The sequence below is a fragment of the Streptomyces sp. NPDC056883 genome (genome assembly GCF_042788835.1).
In the GTDB taxonomy this organism is placed as follows: Bacteria; Actinomycetota; Actinomycetes; order Streptomycetales; family Streptomycetaceae; genus Streptomyces; species Streptomyces stoeckheimensis.
On sequence record NZ_JBHUBS010000003.1, the window covers coordinates 566,739 to 590,707 of the forward strand.

Sequence of the window (23,969 nt, forward strand, 5' to 3'; positions counted from 1 at the left end):
GGTGCGTGCCGAAACCGCTCAGCCTTCCCTTCGACCCCATCGCCCGCGCCGACGAACTCTGGCAGCAGCGCTGGGGTCCCGTGCCCTCGATGGCCGCGATCACCTCGATCATGAGGGCGCACCAGATCCTGCTCGGCGAGGTCGACGCGGTCGTCAAGCCGTACGGCCTGACCTTCGCGCGCTACGAGGCGCTGGTGCTGCTGACCTTCTCCAAGGCCGGGGAACTGCCGATGTCGAAGATCGGCGAGCGGCTGATGGTGCATCCGACGTCGGTGACGAACACCGTGGACCGGCTGGTGAAGTCCGGGCTCGTGGCCCGGCGCCCGAACCCCAACGACGGGCGCGGCACGCTCGCGTCGATCACGGACAAGGGCCGCGAGGTGGTCGAGGCGGCCACGAAGGCGCTGATGGAGATCGACTTCGGGCTGGGCGCCTACGACGCCGAGGAGTGCGGGGAGATCTTCGCGCTCCTGCGCCCGCTCCGGGTGGCCGCGGCCGACTTCGAGGAGCACTGACCACCGCCTGAGCAGCACTGACCGCCGCCCGATGCGGGCGGCGGCGCCTGCGAGGGCGGCGCCCGCGACGGCGGCGTACGCTCGGCAGGGGTGGGCCCGGACGGGACCGCGGAGGGCCGATGACCGCGCTCGGTGACCTGATCGAGATCGACGACCGGACCGTACTGGTCCTCGGGCAGGAACTGGACCTCGGCCGCGGGCAGCCGGACGTGGCCAACGCCCTGGTGCACCGGGCCGGCGACACCCTGGTGCTCGTCGACACCGGGGTCACGGAGGCCTTCCGCACGGCGCTGCTGGAGGCGGCCGGCCGGGTCGGCCCCTGGTCCCGGGCGCTGGTGCTGACCACGCACGGCCACCTCGACCACGTCGGCAACAACGACCTGGCCGACGGACTGGGCGTACCGGCGGAGCACTGCGTCCCCGCCCCCGACGTGGCCCAGATGCGGGACCCGCTGGGCTACTGGGTGCGCGCCTTCGAGCGCGTCGCCGGGCCCGCGGCGCTGACCGACCCCGCAGGAACCGCGGCCCGGGTGGTCTCGCTCTTCCAGCCGATGCGGCCCTTCGGCGAGACGACCCGGACCTACGAGGAACGGCCGCCGGAGCAGATCCGGATCGGCCCGCTCCGGTTCACCGGCTGGACCTTCGCCGACGGCGCGGTCCGCGTGCTACGCAGCCAGGGGCACTGCGCCGGGCACGTGATCGTGCACCTGCGGGACCCCGGCGTCCTGCACCTGTCCGACGAGGACAACGGGCCCTGCGGCGCCATGGCCGACGCCGACCAGCTCAAGATCCAGACCGTGCTGGGCTCCGCGGCCGCCCTCTTCGAGGCGGGGGAAGCGGAGCTCCTCACCGACGGGCACACCTTCGCCGTGCGCCGCGGGCCCGAGGCGGTGTCCCACCTGGACCGGCTGCTGAGCCGGGCCGCAGCCCTTCAGGAGGCGGGGCTCGGGCTGGCCGGGGCGGCCGCCGTGGCCGGGGAGTCCGGGGGCGCCGAGGCCGCCGGGGCAGGGGGCCGCATCGACGCGAGCGCCTTCACCGCCCGCTTCGGCCGGGCCGTCGCAGACCTGGGCATCGGCGGCGCCAACCCGAACGCGCTGTTCACCGCCATGATGGCCGTCAACCAGCTTCGCGAGCTCGGGCTGCGGCCGGAGTCGGACGCCCCGGATGCGCCCTGGTCCCGGCCCCCGTCAAGATCGTGCAAACCGGACGGCTAGGCTCGACGGCATGAAACGAAGCGTGCTGACCCGCTACCGCGTCATGGCCTACGTGACCGCGGTCATGCTCCTCATCCTCTGTGCCTGCATGGTGGCGAAGTACGGCTTCGACACCGGCGCCGACCTGACCTTCGCGGTCTCGCAGGCGCACGGTGTGCTGTTCATGATCTACCTGGTGTTCGCCTTCGACCTGGGCTCCAAGGCCAAGTGGCCGTTCGGCAAGCTCCTCTGGGTCCTGGTCTCCGGCACCATCCCGCTCGCCGCGTTCTTCGTCGAGCGCAAGATCCGCGCCGAGGTCGAGCCCCTCGTCGTCGGCGATCCGGCGGCCGCCCGCGCCTGACCTCGGGTGATCCACCCGCGGTGATCCACTGACCCCCGGGGGGACTCCCCGGGGGTTTGCCATCGACATTTACTAGGACGTCCTAGTAAATTCAGAGGCATGGACGCTGACGCCATTGAGGAAGGCCGCCGTCGCTGGCAGGCCCGGTACGACAAGGCCCGCACGCGCGAGGCCGATTTCACCACGCTCTCCGGCGACCCCGTCGATCCCGTCTACGGCCCGCGGCCCGGAGACTCGTACGAGGGCTTCGAGCGCATCGGCTGGCCGGGGGAGTACCCGTACACCCGCGGCCTGCACGCCACCGGCTACCGGGGGCGGACCTGGACCATCCGGCAGTTCGCCGGGTTCGGCAACGCCGAGCAGACCAACGAGCGCTACAAGATGATCCTGGCCGCCGGCGGTGGCGGGCTCTCCGTCGCCTTCGACATGCCCACCCTGATGGGGCGCGACTCCGACGACCCCCGCGCGCTCGGCGAGGTCGGCCACTGCGGGGTCGCCATCGACTCCGCCGCCGACATGGAGGTCCTCTTCAAGGACATCCCGCTCGGCGACGTGACCACCTCCATGACGATCAGCGGCCCGGCCGTCCCGGCCTTCTGCATGTACCTCGTGGCCGCCGAGCGGCAGGGCGTCGACCCGGCCGTCCTCAACGGGACGCTGCAGACCGACATCTTCAAGGAGTACATCGCCCAGAAGGAGTGGCTCTTCGAACCCGAGCCGCACCTGCGCCTCATCGGCGACCTCATGGAGTACTGCGCGAACGGCATCCCCGCCTACAAGCCGCTCTCCGTCTCCGGCTACCACATCCGCGAGGCCGGAGCCACGGCCGCGCAGGAGCTCGCGTACACCCTCGCCGACGGCTTCGGGTACGTGGAGCTCGGCCTCTCGCGCGGGCTGGACGTGGACCACTTCGCGTCCGGGCTCTCCTTCTTCTTCGACGCGCACCTCGACTTCTTCGAGGAGATCGCCAAGTTCCGTGCCGCCCGCCGCATCTGGGCCCGCTGGATGAAGGAGGTGTACGGGGCGAAGTCCGAGAAGACGATGTGGCTGCGCTTCCACACCCAGACGGCCGGGGTCTCCCTCACCGCCCAGCAGCCCTACAACAACGTCGTGCGCACCGCCGTGGAGGCCCTCGCGGCCGTCCTCGGCGGCACGAACTCCCTCCACACCAACGCCCTCGACGAGACCCTCGCGCTGCCGAGCGAACAGGCCGCCGAGATCGCCCTGCGCACGCAGCAGGTGCTGATGGAGGAGACGGGCGTGGCCAACGTGGCCGACCCGCTGGGCGGCTCCTGGTTCGTCGAGCAGCTCACCGACCGCATCGAGGCCGACGCCGAGAAGATCTTCGAGCAGATCAAGGAGCGCGGGCTGCGCGCCCACCCGAACGGGCAGCACCCGATCGGTCCGATCACCTCGGGCATCCTGCGGGGCATCGAGGACGGCTGGTTCACCGGGGAGATCGCCGAGTCGGCCTTCCAGTACCAGCGCTCGGTGGAGAAGGGCGACAAGCGGGTCGTGGGCGTCAACGTGCACCACGGCTCGGTCACCGGGGACCTGGAGATCCTGCGGGTCAGCCACGAGGTGGAGACCGTGCAGGTCCGCGAGCTCGCGGAGCGCAAGGCCGCCCGCGACGACGCGAAGGTGAAGTCGGCGCTGGACGCCATGCTGGCCGCCGCCCGCGACGGATCGAACATGATCCCGGCGATGCTGGACGCGGTGCGCGCCGAGGCCACGATGGGCGAGATCTGCAACCTGCTGCGGGACGAGTGGGGCACGTACACGGAGCCGCCGGGCTTCTGACGCCCCGTCGCACGTGACGCGCCCTAAGGTGGCGGCCATGACAGGCCGCCACCTTCCCGTCCCCGTGTACGGGGTGACCGCCCGCGTGCTCATGCAGACCGGCTGCGGGCCGTACGCCTACATCGCCGCCGACTTCGAGCCGCCCGGCCGGGACGGGCTGACGGAGGTCCTGAACGCCGTGCCGGCGGACCGCCGGCTGCCCGAGGTGTACGCCTCCTGCGTGCGGGCGGGCATCGTGCGCGGCCTCGACGGGGTGGCGGCCTCGGTGCTGCTCACCGACGCCCGGGTCCACGAGGTGGACTCCTCGGAGTACGGCTACCGGCTGGCCGGGCTCGAAGCGGGCCGGGCGGCCCTGGTGGCCTCCGGCCTGCTGCCGCCCGAGGAGGCCGACAGCCTGCGTTGGGCCGACTGGCCGGGGCGCCCGAGGCCCTGGCCGGGCCACAACCCGCGCTCGGAGGCGCTGATCGCCTCGGCGCCGGCCTGGTGCGAGGACTTCCTGCCCCTGTCGGACGGCGGCAGGCCCGCCGTGGTCACACCGCCGGTGCGGGGCCGGAAGGGCCGGCGGCAGAACCCTGGAGGCCGTACATGAGCAGGGCCGTGAAGGTGGCCACCCACAGCTCGTCCACCGGCTCGGAGCTCACCAGCGCCCGGTGGACCACCGTGCCCGCGATCACGTCGAAGATCAGGTCCGTGGTGGGGGAGGCGAGGGACTCGTCCTCCTCGTAGGGGAGTTCGCCCCGGGCCTGCGCCCGTTCGCGTCCCAGTACGACGAGACGTTTCTGCCGGTCCACGATCGCCGACCGGATCCGGTCCCTCAGGGCCTCGTCCCGGGTGGACTCGGCGACGACCGCCATCAGGGCGGTACGGGCCTCCGGACGCCGCAGCAGCGCCGCGAACTGGAGCACCACGTACTCGATGTCGGCTTCGAGCGAGCCCCGGTCGGGCAGTTCGAGGGAGTCGAAGAGCTCCGCGACGGCGTCCACGACCAGTTCGCTCTTGCCCGACCAGCGCCGGTAGAGGGTGGTCTTCGCGACCCCGGCCCGCGCCGAGACGTCCCCCATCGTCAGCTTCGACCAGCCCAGTTCCACCAGTGCGTCCCGGGTCGCGGCGAGGATCGCGGCGTCCGCCGCGGCGCTGCGCGGGCGTCCGGTGCGGCCGGGCGGGCAGGAGGTGTCCGAACTGGGGTTGCGCATGGCCGAGACCATACCCGCCGGTAGCAGGACCGATCGGCACCCCGGGCGTGTGCTTCAGATCACGGCCCGCGGGGGGGCGGAGGGAGTTACGCTACGACTCGTAGCGTAAGAGCGACAACCACGCGAAGAGCTACCGGCGCCAGGTGGGGACCCGGCGCCCCAGCACGACAGGCACAGCACGACAGACACAGCACGACAGGCACAGCACGGCAGGACGGGCACGGCACGGCAAGTACCGCGATCGGTTCGTTTCGGCCGATCTTTTTCGTCGGCGCGCGCACTCGGGGGAGGATGTACGCATGCAGCCCAGAAACATGTCCATGAGCGGCGTCGTCGACCTCGCCGCGGTGAAGGCGGCCGGTGAGGCCAAGGCCAAGGCCGAGCAGGCCCGCGCCGAGTCGGCCCGGAAGGCCGCTCAGGGCGGTGCGCCCGCGCCCGCCGGGGCCGTTCCGCCGTCCGCGCTCGTCTTCGAAACCGACGAGACCCGCTTCGAGAGCCACGTCGTCCCGCTCTCGGGTGAGGTTCCGGTCATCCTCGACTTCCGCGCCGAGGGCTTCGATCAGGGGCAGGAACTGAGCCTGCTGCTGGAGCGGCTCACCCTCGAGGCGAACGGCCGCCTCGCGCTGGCCGCGCTCGATGTGGCCGCCAACCAGAACCTGATCCGCGAGTTCCGCATCCAGGCCCTCCCGGCCGTCTTCGCCGTGGTCGCCGGCCAGGCGATGCCGCTGTTCCAGGACCTCCCGTCCGAGGGCGAGGTCCGCGGGGTCCTGGCCCAGCTGGTCCAGATCGCCGAGGAGCGCTTCGGGGTCATCGGCGTCGAGGTGGACCCCGGCGCCGAGGGCGCCGCCCAGGGTCCGGGCGCGGTGGAGGCCGAGGAGCCGGCCGGTCCGTACGACGCGCTGCTCGACGAGGCGATCGCGGCGCTGGACGCCGACGACCTCGACGGGGCGGTGCGCGCCTACAAGAACGTACTGGCGGCCGATCCGTCCAACACCGACGCCAAGCTGGGCCTCGCCCAGACCGAGCTGTTCGTCCGGGTCAAGGACATGAACCCGCAGGCGGTGCGTGCCGCGGCGGCCGAGAACCCGAAGGACCCGGCGGCGCAGATCGCCGCGGCGGATCTGGATCTGGCCGGCGGTCACGTGGCGGACGCCTTCGGGCGGCTGGTGGACACCGTGAAGGTGACGTTCGGTGAGGACCGCGACGCGGTGCGCGTCCGGCTGCTGGAGATGTTCGAAGTGGTCGGTCCGGACAACCCGCTCGTCACCTCGGCCCGTACGGCCCTCGCGCGGGTGCTCTTCTAGTACCGGCACAGGACCGACACAGCACCGGCACACCACCGGTGATTTGTTGACACGGAGATAAACAGCGGCCGCACTTTGCCAAAACTTGGTAATCGCGGCCGCTGTTACTCGCAGTAAATCGAACCCCGTGAACTGTCCGGTGTGTTCACTCTTCCCCCGGTCTGTCGTGGCCCTTGGTGACACCCTGTGTTGCTGCCCGACAGGGTGGGTACTCCCTCAGGTTATCTGGCCGTTACCCGCCAGTAACGAACCCCCTTGTGCCCCGGCCGTGAATGGACCACGATCGGCGACGCTCGGTCCTTCCCGCAGAGCCGCTCATCCCGGAGCCGCGGTGGAGGGTCCCCACCGGGCCGGCCGGTGGCAGTGGCACCGGCCGTGGGACAGGGGGGTCTCCGTCACACGGCGGGGCCTGTCCCCCCAGGTTGCGCGAACGCGTGGCCAAGTGGTTGTCGCTCGGGGGTGAACGCCGGTGTACGGACGCGGTATTGCCGCGGTTCGGCCGCTCGCGCTCCTTCCCGAGGACGTAGCACTTCTCCCATCCCAGGACGGGCACCGCCCGGACCGGAGATGTACGTCCGAGAAGGAGGAACGAACATGATTTCCCAGATTCGTGGCGGGACCAGATGGAAGCGCTTCGCGCTCGTCATGGTGCCGAGCATCGCTGCCACGGCGGCGGTCGGTGTGGGTCTGGCGCAGGGTGCCCTCGCGGCGTCCTTCAGCGTCTCGGGCCAGGACTTCAAGGTTTCGGCCGACAAGCTCGACGGTCAGAACCTGATCCAGTACGGCGGCGTCGCCGAGGGTCACAACCTCGACGGCACGGCGGCGCACCACCCGGTCACCATCTCCGGGTTCAGCCACGCCGAGATCACCAACATGTGCCAGTCGCTGGTCACCCCGACGCCGCTCGGCAACATCACGCTGAAGCTGCAGACGGGCACCAAGCCGGGCAAGCCCGCGGTGGCCGACAACATCTACCTGGATGTTGCCGAGCTGGACACCGACGCCGAGTTCACCAACCTGGACATCGGTGTCGCGGTCGGCGATGCGTCCCACAAGACGAAGCCGCAGGCGGGCACGGTCGCCAACAAGTACGCGTTCTCGCAGCGTGCGGACCGCGCGGTGCTGTCGAACGTGCGCCAGAAGGCGTGGGCGACGACGGCGGGCACCTTCAAGCTGCCCGACCTCAAGCTGCGCCTCCTCGGTGGAGACCAGCCCTGCTACTAGGACGCGAAGCCATCGCTCCGAGTGCGTAACCGGACGGGCGGGCGGTGAGGGCAGCCGCCGCCGTCGCCCGCCCGTCCGGGCTCCACATAGTTCTCAGTACCACCCGTTTCCAGGGAGCTGTTGTCCATGAACCCCCAGGCCCCGGTTTACGTGCGCGCCGAAGACGACGCCTGGCTCACGATGGTGTACTACCGCTTCCACGCGTGGTCCGGTCAGCGCCCCTTCTGGGCCGGACTGATCACGCTCATCGCCGGATTCCCCATCGCCTACTTCCCGTACGCGGACGTCCGGCTCGGCAACGTCACCATCGCGATGGCGACGACGGCCGGTGCCGGCTCGCTGATCATCGGCGTCCTCCTGGCAACGCTGGGGCTGACGCTCTGGTTCCAGCAGAACGTACGGATCTTCGCGGGTGTCGCGGCCATCCTCCTGGGACTGGTGTCCCTGCCGGTCTCGAACCTCGGAGGCTTCGGCGCCGGCCTCATCCTCGCGATGGTCGGCGGCGGTCTCGCACTGTCCTGGGTACCGGGCAAGCCGGTGGCGGAGACGGAAGCGGCGAACACCGCGGACCCGGCGCACACCGTGAACCTGGGCAAGGCCGAGGCGATGGCGGGCCCCCACGGGGTCCCGGGACAGCGCGAAACGGAAACGCCGGCATACGCGAGCGAGACGACTGCCCACGCCGATGGCGGGAGGAACAGTGCGGGGTGACGAAACGCAACGGGGCGAGGCTCCGGGTGCGGAGTCCCGTGAAAGGAAGGGCCCGCGTCACGCGGCGCCCAGGAAGTCGCTGCTGACCAAGATCCAGATACCCGTCGGCAAGACGATGGCGCTGGCCGCCATGCCGACCGCGGTCTTCGTCGGCATGAGCATGGCGCCGAAGCTGGCCGTGGCCGACGAGAAGGACATCCCCTTCGCGCCCGGACCGTGCGTGACGCGGTCCGACGAGCCCGCGGAGTCGGCGTCCCCGTCGGCGAAGGCGCCTTCCAAGACTCCTCCGAAGACTCCTCGGACGACTCCCGCACCGGGCAAGTCGCCCACCGCGGTGCCTTCGCCGAACGTGAGCCCGTCGGCCACCAAGCCCGCGACGAAGCCCGTCGAGAAGCCCGGCGTCGTGCCTGCGGCGGTGCCTCCGGCCAAGGCGGCGAACCCGCTGGACCCGCTCGGCGTCGGCGACGCGATCAAGGGCCTGGTCGGCGAGCTCGGCAAGCCCCTCACGGGCACCCCGGCCGCGCCGGCTCCGACCGCCACCGCTGCCACCGCCGCGCCCGCCGCGGACCCGGCCGCGGCCGCGATCCGTGACGCCGCGAAGACGGCGGGCGTCACCGTCTCGGAGCTCTCCGAGGAGGTCAAGGACACCGCGACCACCCCGAAGGACGAGACGGGCAAGACGACCAAGCCGAAGCCCAAGCCGGTGCCGGAAACGACGACGGAGGGCGAGGACAAGGGCGCGAAGGGCAAGAACGGGAAGGAACCGTTCCCCTGCCCGACCTACGACGCCAAGGCGCTGGCCGCCGCCGAACTGGAGCAGGGCATCCCGCTGCTCCCGGACGAGCCCTGGTACCTGGACAGCTCGCTGCTGACCCTCTACGGCCTCGACTACGAGGGCATCGTCGAGGTGAAGACGGCGGGCGGCAAGACCAAGACCGTCCTGAAGTTCACCGCGGACTCGCTGGACATCAAGGACCTCTACCAGACGGTGGGCAAGGGCGCGCAGGTCGCCCACCTGAAGTCCCGTCCGGGATCCACCTCGAAGATCCGGGGGGCCAAGGTGACGATGTACACCGAGAGCCTCAAGGGCAACCTCTTCGGTCTGATCCCGATCGAGTTCACCCCGAAGAGCCCGCCGCCCCTGAACGTCCCGTTCGCGTTCTTCACGAACGTCACGGTCGTCCAGGCCGGCCAGTTCGGCGGCACCCTGACCGTCCCGGGCCTCAAGAACTACATCGGGCCGGCGGAGTAGACGCGTACGGCCTCGCGCGGCCGCACGCACCGAGGGCGGCACCCCGGATCCTCATCGGATCGGGGTGCCGCCCTCGGTCTCTGTGCGGCAGAGTCTTACGGGTGGAGCCGGCGGTGCGGGATCAGTCGCGGGCGCCGCTGCCCAGGTGGTGGACCCGGACCATGTTGGTCGTGCCCGGGACGCCGGGGGGCGAGCCGGCGGTGATGACCATGGTGTCGCCGTTGTTGTAGCGCTGGAGCTTGAGCATCTCCACGTCCACCAGGTCGACCATGGAGTCGGTGTTGTCCACGTGGGGGACCACGTAGGACTCGACGCCCCAGCTCAGCGTGAGCTGGTTGCGGGTGTTGACGTCGGTGGTGAAGGCCAGGATCGGCTGGTTCGCGCGGTAGCGCGACAGGCGGCGGGCGGTGTCACCGGAGTGGGTGAAGGCGACCAGGGCCTTGCCGTCCAGGAAGTCCGCGATCTCGCAGGCCGCGCGGGCGACGGAGCCGCCCTGGGTGCGGGGCTTCTTGCCCGGGACCAGCGGCTGCAGGCCCTTGGACAGGAGCTCCTCCTCGGCCGCCTCGACGATCTTCGACATCGTCTTGACGGTCTCGATCGGGTAGGCGCCGACCGAGGACTCGGCGGACAGCATGACCGCGTCCGCGCCGTCGAGGATCGCGTTGGCCACGTCGGAGGCCTCCGCGCGCGTCGGGCGCGAGTTGGTGATCATCGACTCCATCATCTGGGTCGCGACGATCACCGGCTTGGCGTTGCGGCGGCACATCTCCACGAGGCGCTTCTGCACCATCGGGACCTTCTCGAGCGGGTACTCGACGGCGAGGTCGCCACGGGCGACCATGACCGCGTCGAAGGCCGCGACGACGCCCTCCATGTTGGCGACGGCCTGCGGCTTCTCGACCTTGGCGATGACGGGGACCCGGCGGCCCTCCTCGTCCATGACCTTGTGGACGTCCTTGACGTCGTTGGCGTCACGCACGAAGGAGAGGGCGACCATGTCGCAGCCCATCCGCAGGGCGAAGCGGAGGTCGTCGACGTCCTTCTCCGACAGGGCGGGGACGTTGACGGCGGCACCCGGCAGGTTGATGCCCTTGTGGTCCGAGATGACACCGCCCTCGATGACGATGGTCTTGACCCGGGGGCCCTCGACCTCGGTCACCCGGAGCTCGACGTTGCCGTCGTTGATCAGGACCTGGTCGCCCTTGGAGACGTCGCCCGGCAGACCCTTGTAGGTCGTGCCGCAGATGGACTTGTCGCCCGGGACGTCCTCGGTGGTGATGGTGAACTCGTCACCGCGGACGAGCTCGACGGGACCCTCGGCGAAGGTCTCCAGACGGATCTTCGGGCCCTGGAGGTCGGCGAGGACGCCGACCGCGCGCCCGGTGTCCTCGGAGACCTTCCGGACGCGGTCGTACCGCTCCTGGTGTTCTGCCTGGGAGCCGTGGCTGAAGTTGAATCGGGCCACGTTCATACCGGCCTCTACGAGAGCTTTCAGCTGCTCGTAAGAGTCGACGGCGGGGCCCAGCGTGCAGACGATTTTGGAACGGCGCATGGAGCGGATCCTATCGGTTTGTTTCGTAGCGGAATATTCCGTCTGGCGGAAAGTCCAAAGTGACTACCCGGTAACCAGCGCGTACGTCTGGCTGGCGATCTCCAGTTCCTCGTCCGTCGGGACCACGGCCACGGCCACCCGTGCGTATTCCGCGGACACCAGGCGCGGCTCGGGGGACCGTACCGAGTTCGCCTCCAGGTCGAGCGCCAGACCCAGTTCGGCCAGACCGGCCAGGGCCATCTCCCGGATCTGGGAGGAGTTCTCGCCCACGCCCGCCGTGAAGGCCACCGCGTCCACCCGGCCGAGGACCGCCGAGTAGGCGCCGATGTACTTCTTCAGACGGTGGATGTACGAGGCCAGCGCCAGGCGGGCGGAGGCGTCGCCCTCCGCGGCCCGCCGCTGCACCTCGCGCATGTCGTTGTCGCCGCACAGACCCAGCAGACCGCTCTTCTTGTTGAGCAGCGAGTCGATCTCGTCGATGGACATGCCCCCCACCCGTGCCAGGTGGAAGACGACCGCCGGGTCCAGATCGCCCGAGCGGGTGCCCATGACCAGGCCCTCCAGCGGGGTGAGCCCCATGGAGGTCTCCACGCACACCCCGCCGTGCACGGCCGAGGCCGAGGCGCCGTTGCCCAGGTGGAGCACGATCACGTTCACGTCCTCCTCGGGCTTGCCCAGGAGCCGGGCCGTGGCCCGGGCGACGTAGGCGTGCGAGGTGCCGTGGAACCCGTACCGCCGGATGGAGTACTTGTCGGCCGTCGCGGCGTCGATCGCGTACCGCGCCACGTGCTCCGGCATGGTCGAGTGGAAGGCCGTGTCGAAGACGGCGACCTGCGGCAGGTCGGGGCGCAGCTCCCGCGCCACCTCGATGCCGGTCACGTTCGCCGGGTTGTGCAGCGGGGCGAGCGGGATCAGGGCGCGGATCTCGGCCAGGACGGCGTCGTCGATCAGCGTCGGGTCGGTGAACTTGGTTCCGCCGTGCACCACCCGGTGGCCCACGGCGGCCAGCTCGGGGGAGTCCAGGCCCAGGCCGTCGGCGGCGAGCTCCGCCGAGACGGCGCGCAGCGCGGCGGCGTGGTCCGCGATCGGGCCCTCGGTGACGCGCTTGCCGCCCTGGGCACCGGGGCCGGTCAGCGGCTCGTGACTGAGCCGGGAGGTCTCCTCGCCGATGCGCTCCACCAGACCGACTGCCAGGCGGGAGGAGTCCGCCATGTCGAGCAGCTGGTACTTCACCGACGAGGAGCCGGAGTTGAGGACGAGTACGCGCGATGCGGTCACGATGAGGGTCTTTCCTTTGCGGTCGGGGCTCGGTGGGTGCTCGGTGGGGCGGGCTCAGCCGGCCACAGGCTGGGACTGCGCCTGGATCGCGGTGATGGCCACGGTGGTGACGATGTCCTGGACCAGGGCGCCGCGCGAGAGGTCGTTGACGGGCTTGCGCAGACCCTGCAGGACCGGGCCGACCGCCACGGCGCCGGCCGAGCGCTGCACGGCCTTGTACGTGTTGTTGCCGGTGTTGAGGTCGGGGAAGATCAGCACCGTCGCGCGGCCGGCCACCTCGGACTCGGGCAGCTTGGTCGCGGCGACCGATGGCTCCACGGCGGCGTCGTACTGGATCGGCCCCTCGATCAGCAGGTCGGGGCGCTGCTCGCGGACGATCTCGGTGGCCTTGCGGACCTTGTCCACGTCGGCGCCCGAGCCGGAGGTGCCGGTCGAGTACGAGAGCATCGCGATCCGCGGGTCCAGGCCGAACGCGGCGGCGGTGGTGGCCGACTGGACGGCGATGTCGGCGAGCTGCTCGGCGTTGGGGTCCGGGTTCACGGCGCAGTCGCCGTAGGCCAGGACCTTGTCGGCCAGGCACATGAAGAAGACCGAGGAGACGATGGACGCGTCGGGCTTGGTCTTGATGATCTCGAAGGCCGGGCGGATGGTGGCGGCGGTGGAGTGCACCGAGCCGGAGACCATGCCGTCGGCGAGGCCCTCCTGGACCATCAGGGTGCCGAAGTAGTTGACGTCGGTGACCACGTCGTGGGCCAGCTCGACCGTCATGCCCTTGTGGGCGCGGGCCTTGGCGTAGTACTCGGCGAACCGTTCCCGCAGCGGGGAGGTCGCCGGGTCGATGAGCTGGGCGGCCGAGATGTCGATGCCCAGGTCGGCGGCCTTCTTCAGGATCGCCTGCTCCTCGCCCAGCAGGGTGAGGTCGCAGACCCCGCGGCGCAGCACCACGTCCGCGGCGCGCAGCACGCGCTCCTCGGTGCCCTCGGGAAGGACCACGCGGCGGCGCTCGGAGCGGGCCTGCTCCAGCAGCTGGTTCTCGAACATCATCGGCGTGACCCGCTCGGAGCGGGCCACCGAGAGCACCTTGCGCAGCTCGGCGGTGTCCACGTGGCGTTCGAACAGGCCGAGCGCGGTCTCCAGCTTGCGCGGGGTCGCGGAGTTCAGCCGGCTCTGCAGCGCGAAGAGTTCGGCGGCCGTGGGGAAGCTGTTGCCCGCCACCGAGACCACCGGGGTGCCCGGAGCCAGCTTGGAGGCCAGCGTCAGGATGTCCTTGCCCGGACGCTCGTTCAGCGTCAGCAACACGCCGGCGATCGGCGGGGTGCCGGAGGTGTGCGCGGCGAGCGCGCCGATGACCAGGTCGGAGCGGTCCCCGGGGGTGACGACCAGGCAGCCGGGGGTCAGGGCGTTCAGGAAGTTCGGCAGCATGGCCCCGCCGAAGACGAAGTCCAGGGCGTCGCGGGCCAGTCCGGCCTCGTCGCCGAGGAGCACCTCGCCGCCGAGCGCCCGGGTGATCTGGGCGACCGTCGGGGCGGACAGGTGCTTGTCGTCCGGCAGGACGTAGCAGGGCACGGGGAGCCTGGCGGCCAGGCGCTCGGCTATCACCTCGCGGTCCTCGGCGGCCACCCGGTTGACGACCATCGCGCCCACGTGGCAGCCCAGCGCCTCGTAGGCGCGGTAGGCGTTGCGGGTCTCGGCGCGCACGGCCTCGGCCGGGTGCTTGGTGCCGCCCACGACGGGGATGACCAGCGCGCCCAGCTCGTTGGCGAGGCGGGCGTTGAGCGCCAGCTCGTCCGGGAGGTTGGTGTCGGCGTAGTCGGTGCCGAGGACCAGCATGACCTCGTAGTCGCGCGCCACCTTGTGGTAGCGGCCGACGAGCTGGGAGACCAGTTCGTCGGTGCCCTTCTCGGCCAGGATGGCGGAGGCCTCGTGGTACTCCATGCCGTAGGCCGTCGCGGCGTCCTGGTCGATCCGGTACCGGCCCTTGAGGAGGTCGAACAACCGGTCGGGCCCGTCGTGCAACAGGGGGCGGTACACGCCCACCCGGCCTGTCTGGCGGGTCAGGAGCTCCATGATGCCCAGCTCGACGACCTGGCGGCCGTCCCCCCGCTCGATCCCCGTCACGTACACGCTGCGCGTCACGCGTGCTCTCCGTCCCAATTCGAGTCGGTTGTCCCAGTTAATGTGGGCTTGACCTCTTGACAATACCCCTGTGATTCCTTAGGACGCCCGCCGGGAGAAGGGCCTGCCGGAGGGGCCGAAAGGCCCTACGGGCCCCCGCGGGCGGAGTGGCACGGAGGGCGCGCGACCCGAGGCCCGTGGAACAATCGGACAGGCTTCATCAATACGCCCTTCATATGTACGACTGGACGCCCGCACGCGAACAGTCACGTACGACCAGGAGCAGGAGACACAGCACGATGCGTATCGGAGTTCTCACCGCAGGCGGCGACTGCCCGGGCCTGAACGCTGTCATCCGGTCGGTCGTACACCGTGCCGTGGTCGGGCACGGGGACGAGGTCATCGGCTTCGAGGACGGCTTCAAGGGTCTCCTCGACGGCAACTTCCGCCCCCTCGACATCAACGCGGTCAGCGGCATCCTCGCCCGCGGCGGCACGATCCTCGGATCGGCCCGCATGGAGCGCGCCCGCCTCCACGAAGCGGCCGAGAACGCCGTCGAACTGGCGAAGCGCTATGGCATCGACGCCCTGATCCCGATCGGCGGCGAGGGCACCCTGACGGCCGCCCGGATGCTGTCGGACGCCGGCATGCCGGTCGTCGGCGTACCGAAGACCATCGACAACGACATCTCCTCCACCGACCGCACCTTCGGCTTCGACACCGCCGTCATGGTCGCCACGGAGGCCATCGACCGCCTCAAGACCACCGCCGAATCGCACCAGCGCGTCATGGTCGTCGAGGTCATGGGCCGGCACGCGGGCTGGATCGCCCTGGAGTCCGGCATGGCCGGCGGCGCCCACGGAATCTGCCTGCCGGAGCGCCCGTTCGAGGTGGACGCCCTGGTCAAGATGGTGGAGGAACGGTTCGCCCGCGGCAAGAAGTTCGCCGTCATCTGCGTGGCCGAGGGCGCGCACCCGGCCGAGGGCTCCATGCCGTACGAGAAGGGCGCGATCGACGCCTACGGCCACGAGCGCTTCGCCGGCATCGGCAACCGCCTCGCCGTCGAGCTGGAGCGGCGCCTGGGCAAGGAAGCCCGCCCGGTCATCCTCGGCCACGTCCAGCGCGGCGGCACCCCCACCGCCTACGACCGCGTCCTCGCGACCCGCTTCGGCTGGCACGCGGTCGAGGGCGTCCACCGCGGTGATTTCGGCAACATGACCGCCCTGCGCGGCACCGACATCGTCATGGCCCCGCTGGCCGATGCCGTCACCGAGCTGAAGACCGTCCCCGAGGACCGCATGTACGAGGCCGAGTCCGTCTTCTGACGGCCCCGGCCGGGACTTCCGTCCCGAATTCCGCCGCCGAACGGCCCGGTCCGCACCCCCCTCCGGGGCCGCGGAGACCGGCCGCCAGGCCCGGACGGCCCGTCCGCGTCCCCACCGGGACGGGGGCGGGCCACACCTCGTTCGGACCCCTCCCCGCGTTATGATCCGAAGACTCCGCCGTTGGGGGATTGATTGGCCGAGCCGCACATGGCCGGATCGGGCCGCGAAGTCCAGGCCCCTCATCCGGCTCCCGTGCGCACGATGGAAGGTTCCCGTCTCCCGTGGCGACCCGCCCTGCCCTTTTGACCAGTAGAAACGCCGAGAACCCGCAGGCGGGACAGCCCGGCGGTCCGGCACCGGCCCCGGCACGGCGGCGGTGGCCCGTGCTCGCCGCGGCCGTGGGCCTCTCCTGGGCGCTGCCGCTGCTCCTCGACGCAACCGGCCTGGACGTGGTGCTGATCCCCGTCCTGGTCCTGGCGATCGCCTCCCTGATCCGGGTGGGCGGAGGCCTCCTCGACCGCCTGGTCGTCTCCGCCTTCATCCTGTGCGGCGCCGTCATGGCCTTCGGACTGCTCTTCTCCGTCTGGCCGTGGGGGCTGGCCCCGGTCCCCGGCGCGGGCCTCCTGCTGACCGTCGTGTCCGTCTGCGGCTGGCTGTCCGGCCGGCGCCCGCACATCCCCCTGCGGCTGCGCGGCACGGACGCACTGGTCCTCGGTACCTTCGCGGTGGTCTGGCACTACATGCACCACCCGCTCGCCGGTAAGTCGATCACCGAGCGGCTGGCCTTCTTCGTCACGTCCGAGGACCGGATGGGGCACTTCTCGTACTTCGACGGCATCCACCACGTGGGCGGCTACAACTTCCTCCACCAGGAGGCCGCCAAGACGTTCATGATGACCCCCTCGGAGGCCGTCTACCCGCAGGGCACCCACTTCCTGCTGGCGTGGATCGACGTCCTCGTGAAGTCCTCGACCGACGGCGGCCCCACCGCCGAGATGATGAACCGGTACCTCCTGTACGTCATCGGCGCCTACGCGCTGCTCTGCGCCGTCCTGGTCTGGGCCGCCCGCTGGATCGGCGGCCCGCGCCTGCGCGGCTGGCGCGCCGCGGCGGTCTGCGCCACCGTGATGGCGGTGATGCTGATCGGCTCCATGTCCACCCTCGTCGAGCGGGGGTTCGACTCCGAGATCGTCGGGCTGCTGTTCCTCGCCGTCGGACTGGCGCTGCTCGTCCGGCCCGCGATGGGCCGGGCCGAGTTCGCCCTCGTCGCGGTGGCCGGCCTGGTGACCGTCACCTTCGTCTACAACCTCTACGGCGCCCTGCTCGGCCTCGGCCTGGCCGCGGTCCTCGTCGTCCACCGGCGGCGCTTCGCCCACCGGCGCGGGCTGCTCCTCACGGTCCTGGCGGGCGGCACGCTGCTCGCGGGACTCCCCAGCATCTTCTCCGTGCTGACCAAGCTGGACGTCTCCAAGACCTCGAACCTCGCCGGCCCGATGGTCGTCCCCGACCGCCCGGTGCTCATCGGATGCGCCCTGGCGGCCCTGCTGGCCGCCTCCCTGCGGGCGAACCGGCGCACCGCCACCGGACAGATGGTCCTGGTCCTGGTCCTCGGCGCGATGGCGATGCTCACCCTGTTCGGCGTCTACCAGACGAAGACCATCGGCTACCTCTCGTACTACTTCGAGAAGCTGGCCGCCGCCGGACTGGTGATCGGCCTGATCTCGCTGGGCCTGGTCGGGCTCCTGCTGACGCCCGGGCAACAGGCGGCGGGTTCCCCCCGGCGCCGCCGGGTGGAGCGGCTGCTGCAGTCCGGTCTCGCGGCGGTCACCGCGCTCGCACTGTTCGGCGGCGTGCAGTTCGGGGTCCCCTCGGGGTGGACCAGCTTCGCGGACCGGCTGAACACCACCTCGGCCTTCCATGAGAGCCCGATGATCAAGTGGGCCAAGGGCGGCGGCCGGAGCGACATGGGCCCGCCGGCCCGGGCGCTCGTCGGGCGGGACCTCAAGGACCGGCCGGGCCCGGTGATCGCCCTGTACGCCAACGACTCGTACCTGAACCTGAAGTCCACCTTCCTCGCCCAGCTCCTGAACCACCGGGCGGGCGACATGGTGGCGCTGTACGAGATCTTCTACGTCCAGATGGGCGGCCCGCCCACCGAGAAGGACGCCCAGAAGCGGGAGTTCGCGACGCTGTACGACACCTCGCTGGTCCACCTGAAGAAGGCGCTCGCCGAGGGCCCCGCCGCACCGACCATCCTGGTCGGCGACCGGACGGTGGCGGACCGGCTGACGAAGGACCTCGCCAAGGCGGGCATCACGGCGACCGTGGTGTACGCGCCGCTGCCGCCGCACTAGCGGCCGTCGCCCGGGGGGCTGCCGACCGGCCCCCGGGGCGGGACCTCCGCCCCGACTTCGAACGCCGAAAGGCCCCGATCACGTCCTCGTCTGGACGCGGTCGGGGCCTTTCCCGTAGGGAGCCCGAGGGCGAAATGTGTCCTACGCCGCACCCCCGGCGAGGGCCCAGAACCGCTCCACGATGTCCGTGAGGTACTCACGTCCCGAATCGCCGCTGCCGGCCTCGCCCCCGCCGCCGCCCCAGCTCAGGGTCGCCACCATCCGCGACTGGTACTCGCCGTGCAGCTGCTCCAGCACCCGCTCCAGGTGCGCCTTGGGCACCGGAAGCAGCTTGGTCAGCGGCTTCACGTACGCCTGCCAGCGGGTGGTCACCGCGCTGCGCAGCAGCTCGGCCAGCTCCTCGTGCTTGCCGGTCGCCGTCACGAACTGGGCCAGGGTCAGCCCCAGCGCCGTCGCCAGCGCGGCGGACTGCCGCTCGTTGCCCTTCCAGCGGCCGGTGTCCTCCATCTTCTGGTAGGCACCCGCCTCCACCCCGACCCGGCGGGCCAGGTCCTCGGCGGCCAGGCCCCGGGCGATGCGGTGCTCCCGCAGGGTGACGGGCTCCGCGAGCAGCTCGCCGGGGGCGCACCAGAGCACGCCGGCCAACGCGGTGAGCTCGGCGGAGGTGGGCGAAATCTCGCCACGCTCCCACGCCATCACGGTCTCGGGAGTGACGAGCATTCCGTACTGGGCCCGCAGGCCGTAGGCGACATGACCGGGAGCCATGCCCAGGGCCGCGCGGAGACGACGCGCGGCGGGGGCATTGAAGGGGGGGCTGGAGTGCACATGGCACACCGTAGGAGTGGCCGAGGCGCGGCGACTACAGACCAAACAAACAAGCCCATAACTCGTAGGAACGTCCTATGGAGTTAAGGGCTTTGGACGGTTTTCCCTGCGACTGTCCGGTAATCGGGGCGAACCGTGATCCACTTCTTAGCGTACGTTTCCGGCCGCCCGTAGCGATAGCCCCGTGCGTGATCCGTCTCACATGACCGGACCGATCCGAACCGGCCACCCGTCCCCTCCGTGCTCCATGAGGCGGAGGCCCTCGCTCACGGGGGTGGCGAGGGCCTCCGGACCCGCTCCTTGCCTTGACGTCGGGGTCAAGGATTACCGTCGGGGCCATGCGAATCGGCGAACTGGCCGAGCGTGCGGGCACCAGCACCCGGACGCTCCGGTACTACGAGTCGCGGGGACTGCTGCCCGCCCGGCGCGACGGCAACGGCTACCGCACCTACGACGAGGAAGACCTGCGGCTGCTCCGCCAGATCCGCACGCTCCAGGACTTCGGCTTCGACCTGGAGGAGACCCGCCCGTTCGTGGAATGCCTGCGCGCCGGGCACCCGTCCGGCGACTCCTGCCCGGCCTCGCTGGCCGTCTACCGGCGCAAGCTCACCGAACTGGATGGCCTGATCGGCCGCCTCGGCGAGGTGCGCGACCAGGTCGCGAGCCAGCTCGCCGAAGCCGAGGCCGAAGCCGAGGCCGAAGCCGAAACGCCCGGACCCAGATGCGAGATGACCGGCTGATCCGGTCGGGACGAGAGGGGAAGCACATGATCAAGGCCCACGGTGTCGCCGAAGTGACCGACGCGGACTTCGAGGCGGAGGTGCTCGCCGAGCGCGGCCGGCCCGTCCTGGTGGAGTTCACCGCCGACTGGTGCGGCCCCTGCCGTCAGCTCGCACCCGTCCTGTCCGCCGTCGCCGCGGAAGAGGCCGACCGCCTCAAGGTCGTGCAGATCGACGCGGACACCAACCCCGAGACGGTCGTGCGCCACGGCGTGCTGTCCATGCCGACCCTGCTCGTCTTCCGCGACGGCGAACCCGTCCTGCAGCTGGTCGGAGCCCGCGCCAAGCGCAGGCTCCTCCAGGAGCTGGAAGGGGTCCTGGCCGCTAGCGGCGTGGCAGCGGGCTGAGCCAGAGCGTCGCCAGGGGCGGGAGGGTCAGCCGCAGGCTGGCCGCCCGGCCCTGGGCGGGGACCGGCTCGGGGCGCACCGGCTGGGTGTGGTGGACGCCGCTGCCGCCGTAGAGCTGCTGGTCGGTGTTGAGGACCTCCCGCCACAGCGGCACCTCTTCCGGGACCCCGATCCGGTACCCGTGCCGGACCACCGGCGAGAAGTTGGAGACGCACAGCAGCTGCGAGCCGTCCTGCGCGAACCGCAGGAAGGCGAACACGTTGTCCTCCGCCGCGTCCGCCTCCACCCACGCGAACCCCTCCGGCACCGTGTCCCGCTCCCACAGGGCCGGAGCCGCCCGGTAGGTGCGGTTCAGGTCGCCCACGAGGCTGCGTACGCCCCGGTGGTCGCCGGCCGCCGCGTACGAGGAGTCCAGCAGCCACCAGTCCGGACCGTACGTCTCGGACCACTCCGAGCCCTGCGCGAACTCCTGCCCCATGAAGAGCAGCTGCTTGCCCGGGTGGGCCCACATGAAGCCCAGGTACGCCCGGTGCGCGGCCCGCTGCTGCCACCAGTCGCCGGGCATCTTCGACACCAGCGAGCCCTTGCCGTGCACCACCTCGTCGTGCGAGATCGGCAGCACGTAGTTCTCGCTGAACGCGTAGACCATCCCGAAGGTCATGTCGTGGTGGTGGTACTTGCGGTGCACCGACTCCTTCGACGCGTAGCGCAGGGTGTCGTGCATCCAGCCCATGTTCCACTTCAGGCCGAAGCCGAGCCCGCCCGTGTCGGTGGGCTGCGTGACGCCCGGCCACGCCGTGGACTCCTCGGCGATCGTCACCACGCCCGGGCAGCGCCGGTAGACGGTGGCGTTCATCTCCTGGAGCATCGCCACCGCGTCCAGGTTCTCCCGCCCGCCGTGCTCGTTCGGCGTCCACTCGCCGTCCTTGCGCGAGTAGTCGAGGTAGAGCATCGAGGCCACCGCGTCCACGCGCAGCCCGTCCACGTGGAACTCCTGGCACCAGTACACGGCGTTGGCCACCAGGAAGTTCCGCACCTCGCGGCGCCCGTAGTCGAACTCCAGCGTCCCCCAGTCCGGGTGCGCGGCCCGCTGCGGGTCGTGGTGCTCGTACAGCGGCCGCCCGTCGAACTCGGCGAGCGCCCAGTCGTCGCGCGGGAAGTGCGCCGGCACCCAGTCGACGATCACCCCGATCCCGGCCCGGTGCAGCGCGTCCACCAGGAAGCGGAAGTCGTCCGGGGTGCCCATCCGGGAGGTCGGCGCGTAGAAGCCGGTGACCTGGTAGCCCCAGGACCCGCCGAAGGGGTGCTCGGCGACCGGCATCAGCTCCACATGCGTGAAGCCGAGCTCCGTCACGTACGCGGGCAGCTGCTCGGCCAGCTGCCGGTAGGAGAGCCCGGGCCGCCAGGACGCCAGGTGCAGCTCGTAGACGGAGAAGGGGGCCTGGTGCGGCGGGCGCTCCCCGCGCTTCGCCATCCACTCCGCGTCCTGCCAGACGTAGGAGGAGGCCGTCACCACCGAGGCGTTGGCCGGCGGGACCTCGGCGTGCCGGGCCATCGGGTCGGCGCGCAGGGTGTGCGAGCCGTCCGGGCGGGTGATGTCGTACTTGTACAGGGCGCCCTCGCCGACGCCGGGCAGGAACAGCTCCCACACGCCGGTCGCCCCGAGCGAGCGCATCGGGTAGGCGACCGAGTCCCAGTACGAGAAGTCCCCGCTGACCCGCACCCCCTGCGCGTTCGGCGCCCACACCGTGAACCGGGTGCCCGCCACGCCCTGGTGCTCCATCGGCTCCGAGCCGAGCGCCGTCCACAGCTCCTCGTGCCGGCCCTCGCCGATCAGGTGCAGGTCGAGCTCGCCGAGCGCGGGCAGGAACCGGTAGGGGTCGTGGACCTCCACCTCGTCGCTGTCGTACGTCACCAGCAGCCGGTAGTCCGGCACCCCGGCCAGCGGCAGCAGCCCGGAGAACAGCCCGTCGCCCTCGTCGAGGAGCTCGGCCCGCAGCCCCTTGGCGACGATGGTGACCGCCTTCGCGTACGGACGCAGCACCCGGAAGGACACCCCGCCCCGCTGGGCACGGGCCCCGAGCACCGCGTGCGGATCGTGGTGGCGGCCCTCCAGCAGCCGGGACCGTTCCTCCGGGCCCAGCGCCGGCGCCGGCCGGACCCCGTGCGCCGGGGCCGCCCGCCGGGCCCTGGGGGCCCGGGGCTTCTTCACGCTCGTCGGGGCGGGGGAGCCGGGGACTTCAACGGCACTCTTGGCTTCGTCGCGGACGGTCGGTGACGGCTGTCGTGCGGCGCTCACGCGAGCGGCCTCCTCGGGGGCTTCGGGTGGAGGGTGGGGGATCCTGGGGCGGGGAGCTGCGTGCGGTGCGACGGCGGACGCTGCGGCTCCGAGAGCCGCCGGATCGCCGCCATCGGCACGTGCAGCCAGTCGGGGCGGTGCCGGGACTCGTAGCGGGCCTCGTACACCGCCTTGTCGGTCTCGTAGGCGCGCAGGAGCACGGGGTCCTCGCGCGGGTCCCGGCCGGTCGTGCGGGCGTACCCCTCGCAGAAGGCGGCCCGGCAGTCGTCCGCCCAGGCGGGGGCGAACGGCCGGTGGGAGCGGGCCGCGTAGTCGAAGGAGCGCAGTATCCCGGCGATGTCCCGCACCGCCGGCTCGGGGCGGCGCCGGTCGGCCAGCGGCCGGGCCGGCTCGCCCTCGAAGTCGATCAGCGCCCAGCTGCCGTCGGCGGTGCGCAGGGTCTGGCCCAGGTGCAGGTCCCCGTGGATGCGCTGGGCGGACACCCCGGTCCCGCGGGAGGCGGCCAGTGCGTCGAAGGCGCCGCGCAGCCCCGCCTCGTAGGGGCGCAGGGCCGGTACCTCGCGGGCGGTGGCGGCGAGCCGGGCCGTCATCCCGGCGGCCAGCCGGGCCGTCTGCTCCGGGCCCAGCGCGACGGTGGGCAGGGCCCCGGCCAGCGCGCTGTGCACCTCGGCGGTGGCCCGGCCGAGCGCGTGCGCCTCGGCGGTGAAGTCGGCCCCGGTGCGCAGCCGGTGCAGTGCGAGCTGCCAGCCGTCGTCGGAGCCGCGCAGGTACGGCTGGAGCACGCCCAGGGTCAGCGGTTCGGAGCCGGGCAGCTCGGCCTCGTACCAGGCGACCGGCGCGGGCACCCGGGCGCAGCCGGCGGCGGCCAGGGCGCGGGGCAGCTCCAGGTCGGGATTGACCCCGGGGCCGACCCGCCGGAAGATCTTCAGGATGTACGAATCCCCGTAGATCAGCGAGGAGTTGGTCTGTTCCCCGGACAGTGGCCGGGGGGTGGGCGCCTCGGGGATCACGGCGCCCGGATCCCGGTCGAAGCGGAGCGGGCCGAGGGTGCCGGGGGAGCGCAGCCGCTCCAGCAGCAGCGAGGCGAGCCGCGGATCGCCCAGTCCCTCGTAGACCGCCAGGCCGGCGTACGGGCCCTGCTCGGCGCGGCCGATCAGCGCGGGCGCGAGGGCCGGCGGCAGCGGGCTCGGGCGGATGCCGAGCAGGAGCTGGTAGCAGTCCCCGTCCACGTCCAGCAGCAGGTGCAGCAGTCCGGCGGCAGATCCGGGCGGCAGCAGTTCGGCCGCCGAGATGGTCCTGAGCCGTCCGATGGCGCGGCCCTTGCCCGCGAACCAGCGCTGTGCGGGCAGCCAGGCCCGCAGCATCGGCTCCAGTGGACCCAGCCCGGGTCCCGGTCCGAGCCCGAGCCCGGTGGCCCGGTCGGCGGTGAGCCGATCCCGGGCGGATGCAGCCTCCGACATGGCGTCGCGTCCTTTCCCCGGGCCGTCAAAGAATGCGCAGAGTGTCCCGGATCGCGGTGTGTGCTTCTCCGGTGTGAGCGAG

The 23,969-nt window shown here is 71.4% G+C and carries 20 protein-coding genes; 13 read left to right on the top strand and 7 right to left on the bottom strand.

Features of this window, described 5'->3' with window-relative positions; translation table 11 throughout:
• Nucleotides 1-5 precede the first annotated feature (5 nt).
• The 5 genes from ACFRU2_RS11655 (at nucleotide 6) to ACFRU2_RS11675 (ending at nucleotide 4,458) form a co-directional block, all read left to right on the top strand.
• A complete protein-coding gene (locus ACFRU2_RS11655) occupies nucleotides 6-515 on the top strand; it encodes a MarR family winged helix-turn-helix transcriptional regulator (RefSeq protein WP_250744772.1) in 510 nt (169 codons plus the stop codon).
• 119 nt (nucleotides 516-634) lie between these two features.
• Nucleotides 635-1,729 carry an MBL fold metallo-hydrolase gene (locus ACFRU2_RS11660; protein ID WP_382970701.1) on the top strand — a complete coding sequence of 365 codons (1,095 nt, stop codon included), beginning with the start codon at nucleotides 635-637 and terminating at the stop codon, nucleotides 1,727-1,729.
• Nucleotides 1,730-1,739: 10 nt separating this feature from the next.
• Entirely contained in the window at nucleotides 1,740-2,069 is a 330-nt protein-coding gene (locus ACFRU2_RS11665) for a DUF3817 domain-containing protein (protein ID WP_382970704.1), read from the top strand.
• Between the two features lie 99 nt (nucleotides 2,070-2,168).
• A complete protein-coding gene (locus ACFRU2_RS11670) occupies nucleotides 2,169-3,869 on the top strand; it encodes a methylmalonyl-CoA mutase (RefSeq protein WP_382970707.1) in 1,701 nt (566 codons plus the stop codon).
• Nucleotides 3,870-3,906: 37 nt separating this feature from the next.
• On the top strand, nucleotides 3,907-4,458 hold the full coding sequence (locus ACFRU2_RS11675; RefSeq protein ID WP_382970710.1) for a hypothetical protein: 552 nt from the start codon (nucleotides 3,907-3,909) through the stop codon (nucleotides 4,456-4,458).
• Here the strand turns inward: ACFRU2_RS11675 and ACFRU2_RS11680 are convergent.
• Entirely contained in the window at nucleotides 4,400-5,062 is a 663-nt protein-coding gene (locus tag ACFRU2_RS11680; protein ID WP_382970713.1) for a TetR/AcrR family transcriptional regulator, read from the bottom strand. The two genes, ACFRU2_RS11675 and ACFRU2_RS11680, sit on opposite strands and share 59 nt — an antisense overlap.
• Before the next feature lie 299 nt (nucleotides 5,063-5,361).
• Here ACFRU2_RS11680 and ACFRU2_RS11685 point away from each other — a divergent pair, with 299 nt between their 5' ends.
• From ACFRU2_RS11685 to ACFRU2_RS11700, 4 genes are all read left to right on the top strand, one after another.
• Nucleotides 5,362-6,366, top strand: coding sequence for a tetratricopeptide repeat protein (locus ACFRU2_RS11685; protein ID WP_382970716.1), 1,005 nt, complete (start codon nucleotides 5,362-5,364; stop codon nucleotides 6,364-6,366).
• Between the two features lie 594 nt (nucleotides 6,367-6,960).
• Entirely contained in the window at nucleotides 6,961-7,590 is a 630-nt protein-coding gene (locus ACFRU2_RS11690; RefSeq protein WP_250744779.1) for a DUF6230 family protein, read from the top strand.
• Between the two features lie 126 nt (nucleotides 7,591-7,716).
• Entirely contained in the window at nucleotides 7,717-8,301 is a 585-nt protein-coding gene (locus tag ACFRU2_RS11695; protein ID WP_274549621.1) for a DUF6114 domain-containing protein, read from the top strand.
• The gene (locus ACFRU2_RS11700; protein ID WP_382970718.1) at nucleotides 8,291-9,553 is read left to right on the top strand and encodes a hypothetical protein; all 1,263 of its coding nucleotides are present in this window, start codon (nucleotides 8,291-8,293) and stop codon (nucleotides 9,551-9,553) included. Before ACFRU2_RS11695 ends, ACFRU2_RS11700 begins: the two co-directional genes overlap by 11 nt.
• A 121-nt stretch (nucleotides 9,554-9,674) precedes the next feature.
• Here the strand turns inward: ACFRU2_RS11700 and pyk are convergent, their stop codons facing one another.
• The 3 genes from pyk to pta all read right to left on the bottom strand — a co-directional run bounded on the left by pyk (nucleotide 9,675) and on the right by pta (nucleotide 14,519).
• Nucleotides 9,675-11,105, bottom strand: a complete 1,431-nt coding sequence (pyk, locus tag ACFRU2_RS11705; protein WP_250744782.1) for a pyruvate kinase — start codon at nucleotides 11,103-11,105, stop codon at nucleotides 9,675-9,677.
• A 63-nt stretch (nucleotides 11,106-11,168) separates the two neighbouring features.
• The gene (locus tag ACFRU2_RS11710) at nucleotides 11,169-12,383 is read right to left on the bottom strand and encodes an acetate/propionate family kinase (protein WP_382970722.1); all 1,215 of its coding nucleotides are present in this window, start codon (nucleotides 12,381-12,383) and stop codon (nucleotides 11,169-11,171) included.
• A 54-nt stretch (nucleotides 12,384-12,437) separates the two neighbouring features.
• Nucleotides 12,438-14,519 carry a phosphate acetyltransferase gene (gene pta / locus ACFRU2_RS11715; RefSeq protein WP_382970724.1) on the bottom strand — a complete coding sequence of 694 codons (2,082 nt, stop codon included), beginning with the start codon at nucleotides 14,517-14,519 and terminating at the stop codon, nucleotides 12,438-12,440.
• 278 nt (nucleotides 14,520-14,797) lie between these two features.
• On the opposite strand from pta, the gene ACFRU2_RS11720 reads away from it, so the two are divergent.
• Nucleotides 14,798-15,823 carry an ATP-dependent 6-phosphofructokinase gene (locus tag ACFRU2_RS11720; RefSeq protein WP_382970727.1) on the top strand — a complete coding sequence of 342 codons (1,026 nt, stop codon included), beginning with the start codon at nucleotides 14,798-14,800 and terminating at the stop codon, nucleotides 15,821-15,823.
• Nucleotides 15,824-16,125: 302 nt separating this feature from the next.
• Entirely contained in the window at nucleotides 16,126-18,177 is a 2,052-nt protein-coding gene (locus ACFRU2_RS11725) for a hypothetical protein (RefSeq protein ID WP_382970729.1), read from the top strand.
• A gap of 141 nt (nucleotides 18,178-18,318) precedes the next feature.
• Here the strand turns inward: ACFRU2_RS11725 and ACFRU2_RS11730 are convergent, their stop codons facing one another.
• Nucleotides 18,319-19,002 (bottom strand): helix-turn-helix domain-containing protein, encoded by a 684-nt coding sequence (locus ACFRU2_RS11730; protein ID WP_382970732.1) that lies wholly within the window; start codon nucleotides 19,000-19,002, stop codon nucleotides 18,319-18,321.
• A 338-nt stretch (nucleotides 19,003-19,340) separates the two neighbouring features.
• On the opposite strand from ACFRU2_RS11730, the gene ACFRU2_RS11735 reads away from it, so the two are divergent.
• Together ACFRU2_RS11735 and ACFRU2_RS11740 are read left to right on the top strand one after the other, a co-directional pair.
• On the top strand, nucleotides 19,341-19,742 hold the full coding sequence (locus tag ACFRU2_RS11735; RefSeq protein ID WP_382970735.1) for a MerR family transcriptional regulator: 402 nt from the start codon (nucleotides 19,341-19,343) through the stop codon (nucleotides 19,740-19,742).
• A gap of 26 nt (nucleotides 19,743-19,768) precedes the next feature.
• Nucleotides 19,769-20,128 (top strand): thioredoxin family protein, encoded by a 360-nt coding sequence (locus ACFRU2_RS11740; protein ID WP_382970738.1) that lies wholly within the window; start codon nucleotides 19,769-19,771, stop codon nucleotides 20,126-20,128.
• Here the strand turns inward: ACFRU2_RS11740 and glgB are convergent.
• Both glgB and ACFRU2_RS11750 read right to left on the bottom strand, forming a co-directional pair.
• A complete protein-coding gene (gene glgB, locus ACFRU2_RS11745) occupies nucleotides 20,106-22,427 on the bottom strand; it encodes a 1,4-alpha-glucan branching enzyme (protein WP_382970741.1) in 2,322 nt (773 codons plus the stop codon). The two genes, ACFRU2_RS11740 and glgB, sit on opposite strands and share 23 nt — an antisense overlap.
• Entirely contained in the window at nucleotides 22,424-23,887 is a 1,464-nt protein-coding gene (locus ACFRU2_RS11750) for a maltokinase (protein ID WP_382970743.1), read from the bottom strand. The genes glgB and ACFRU2_RS11750 overlap by 4 nt, the downstream gene beginning before the upstream one ends.
• Between the last annotated feature and the right edge of the window lie 82 nt (nucleotides 23,888-23,969).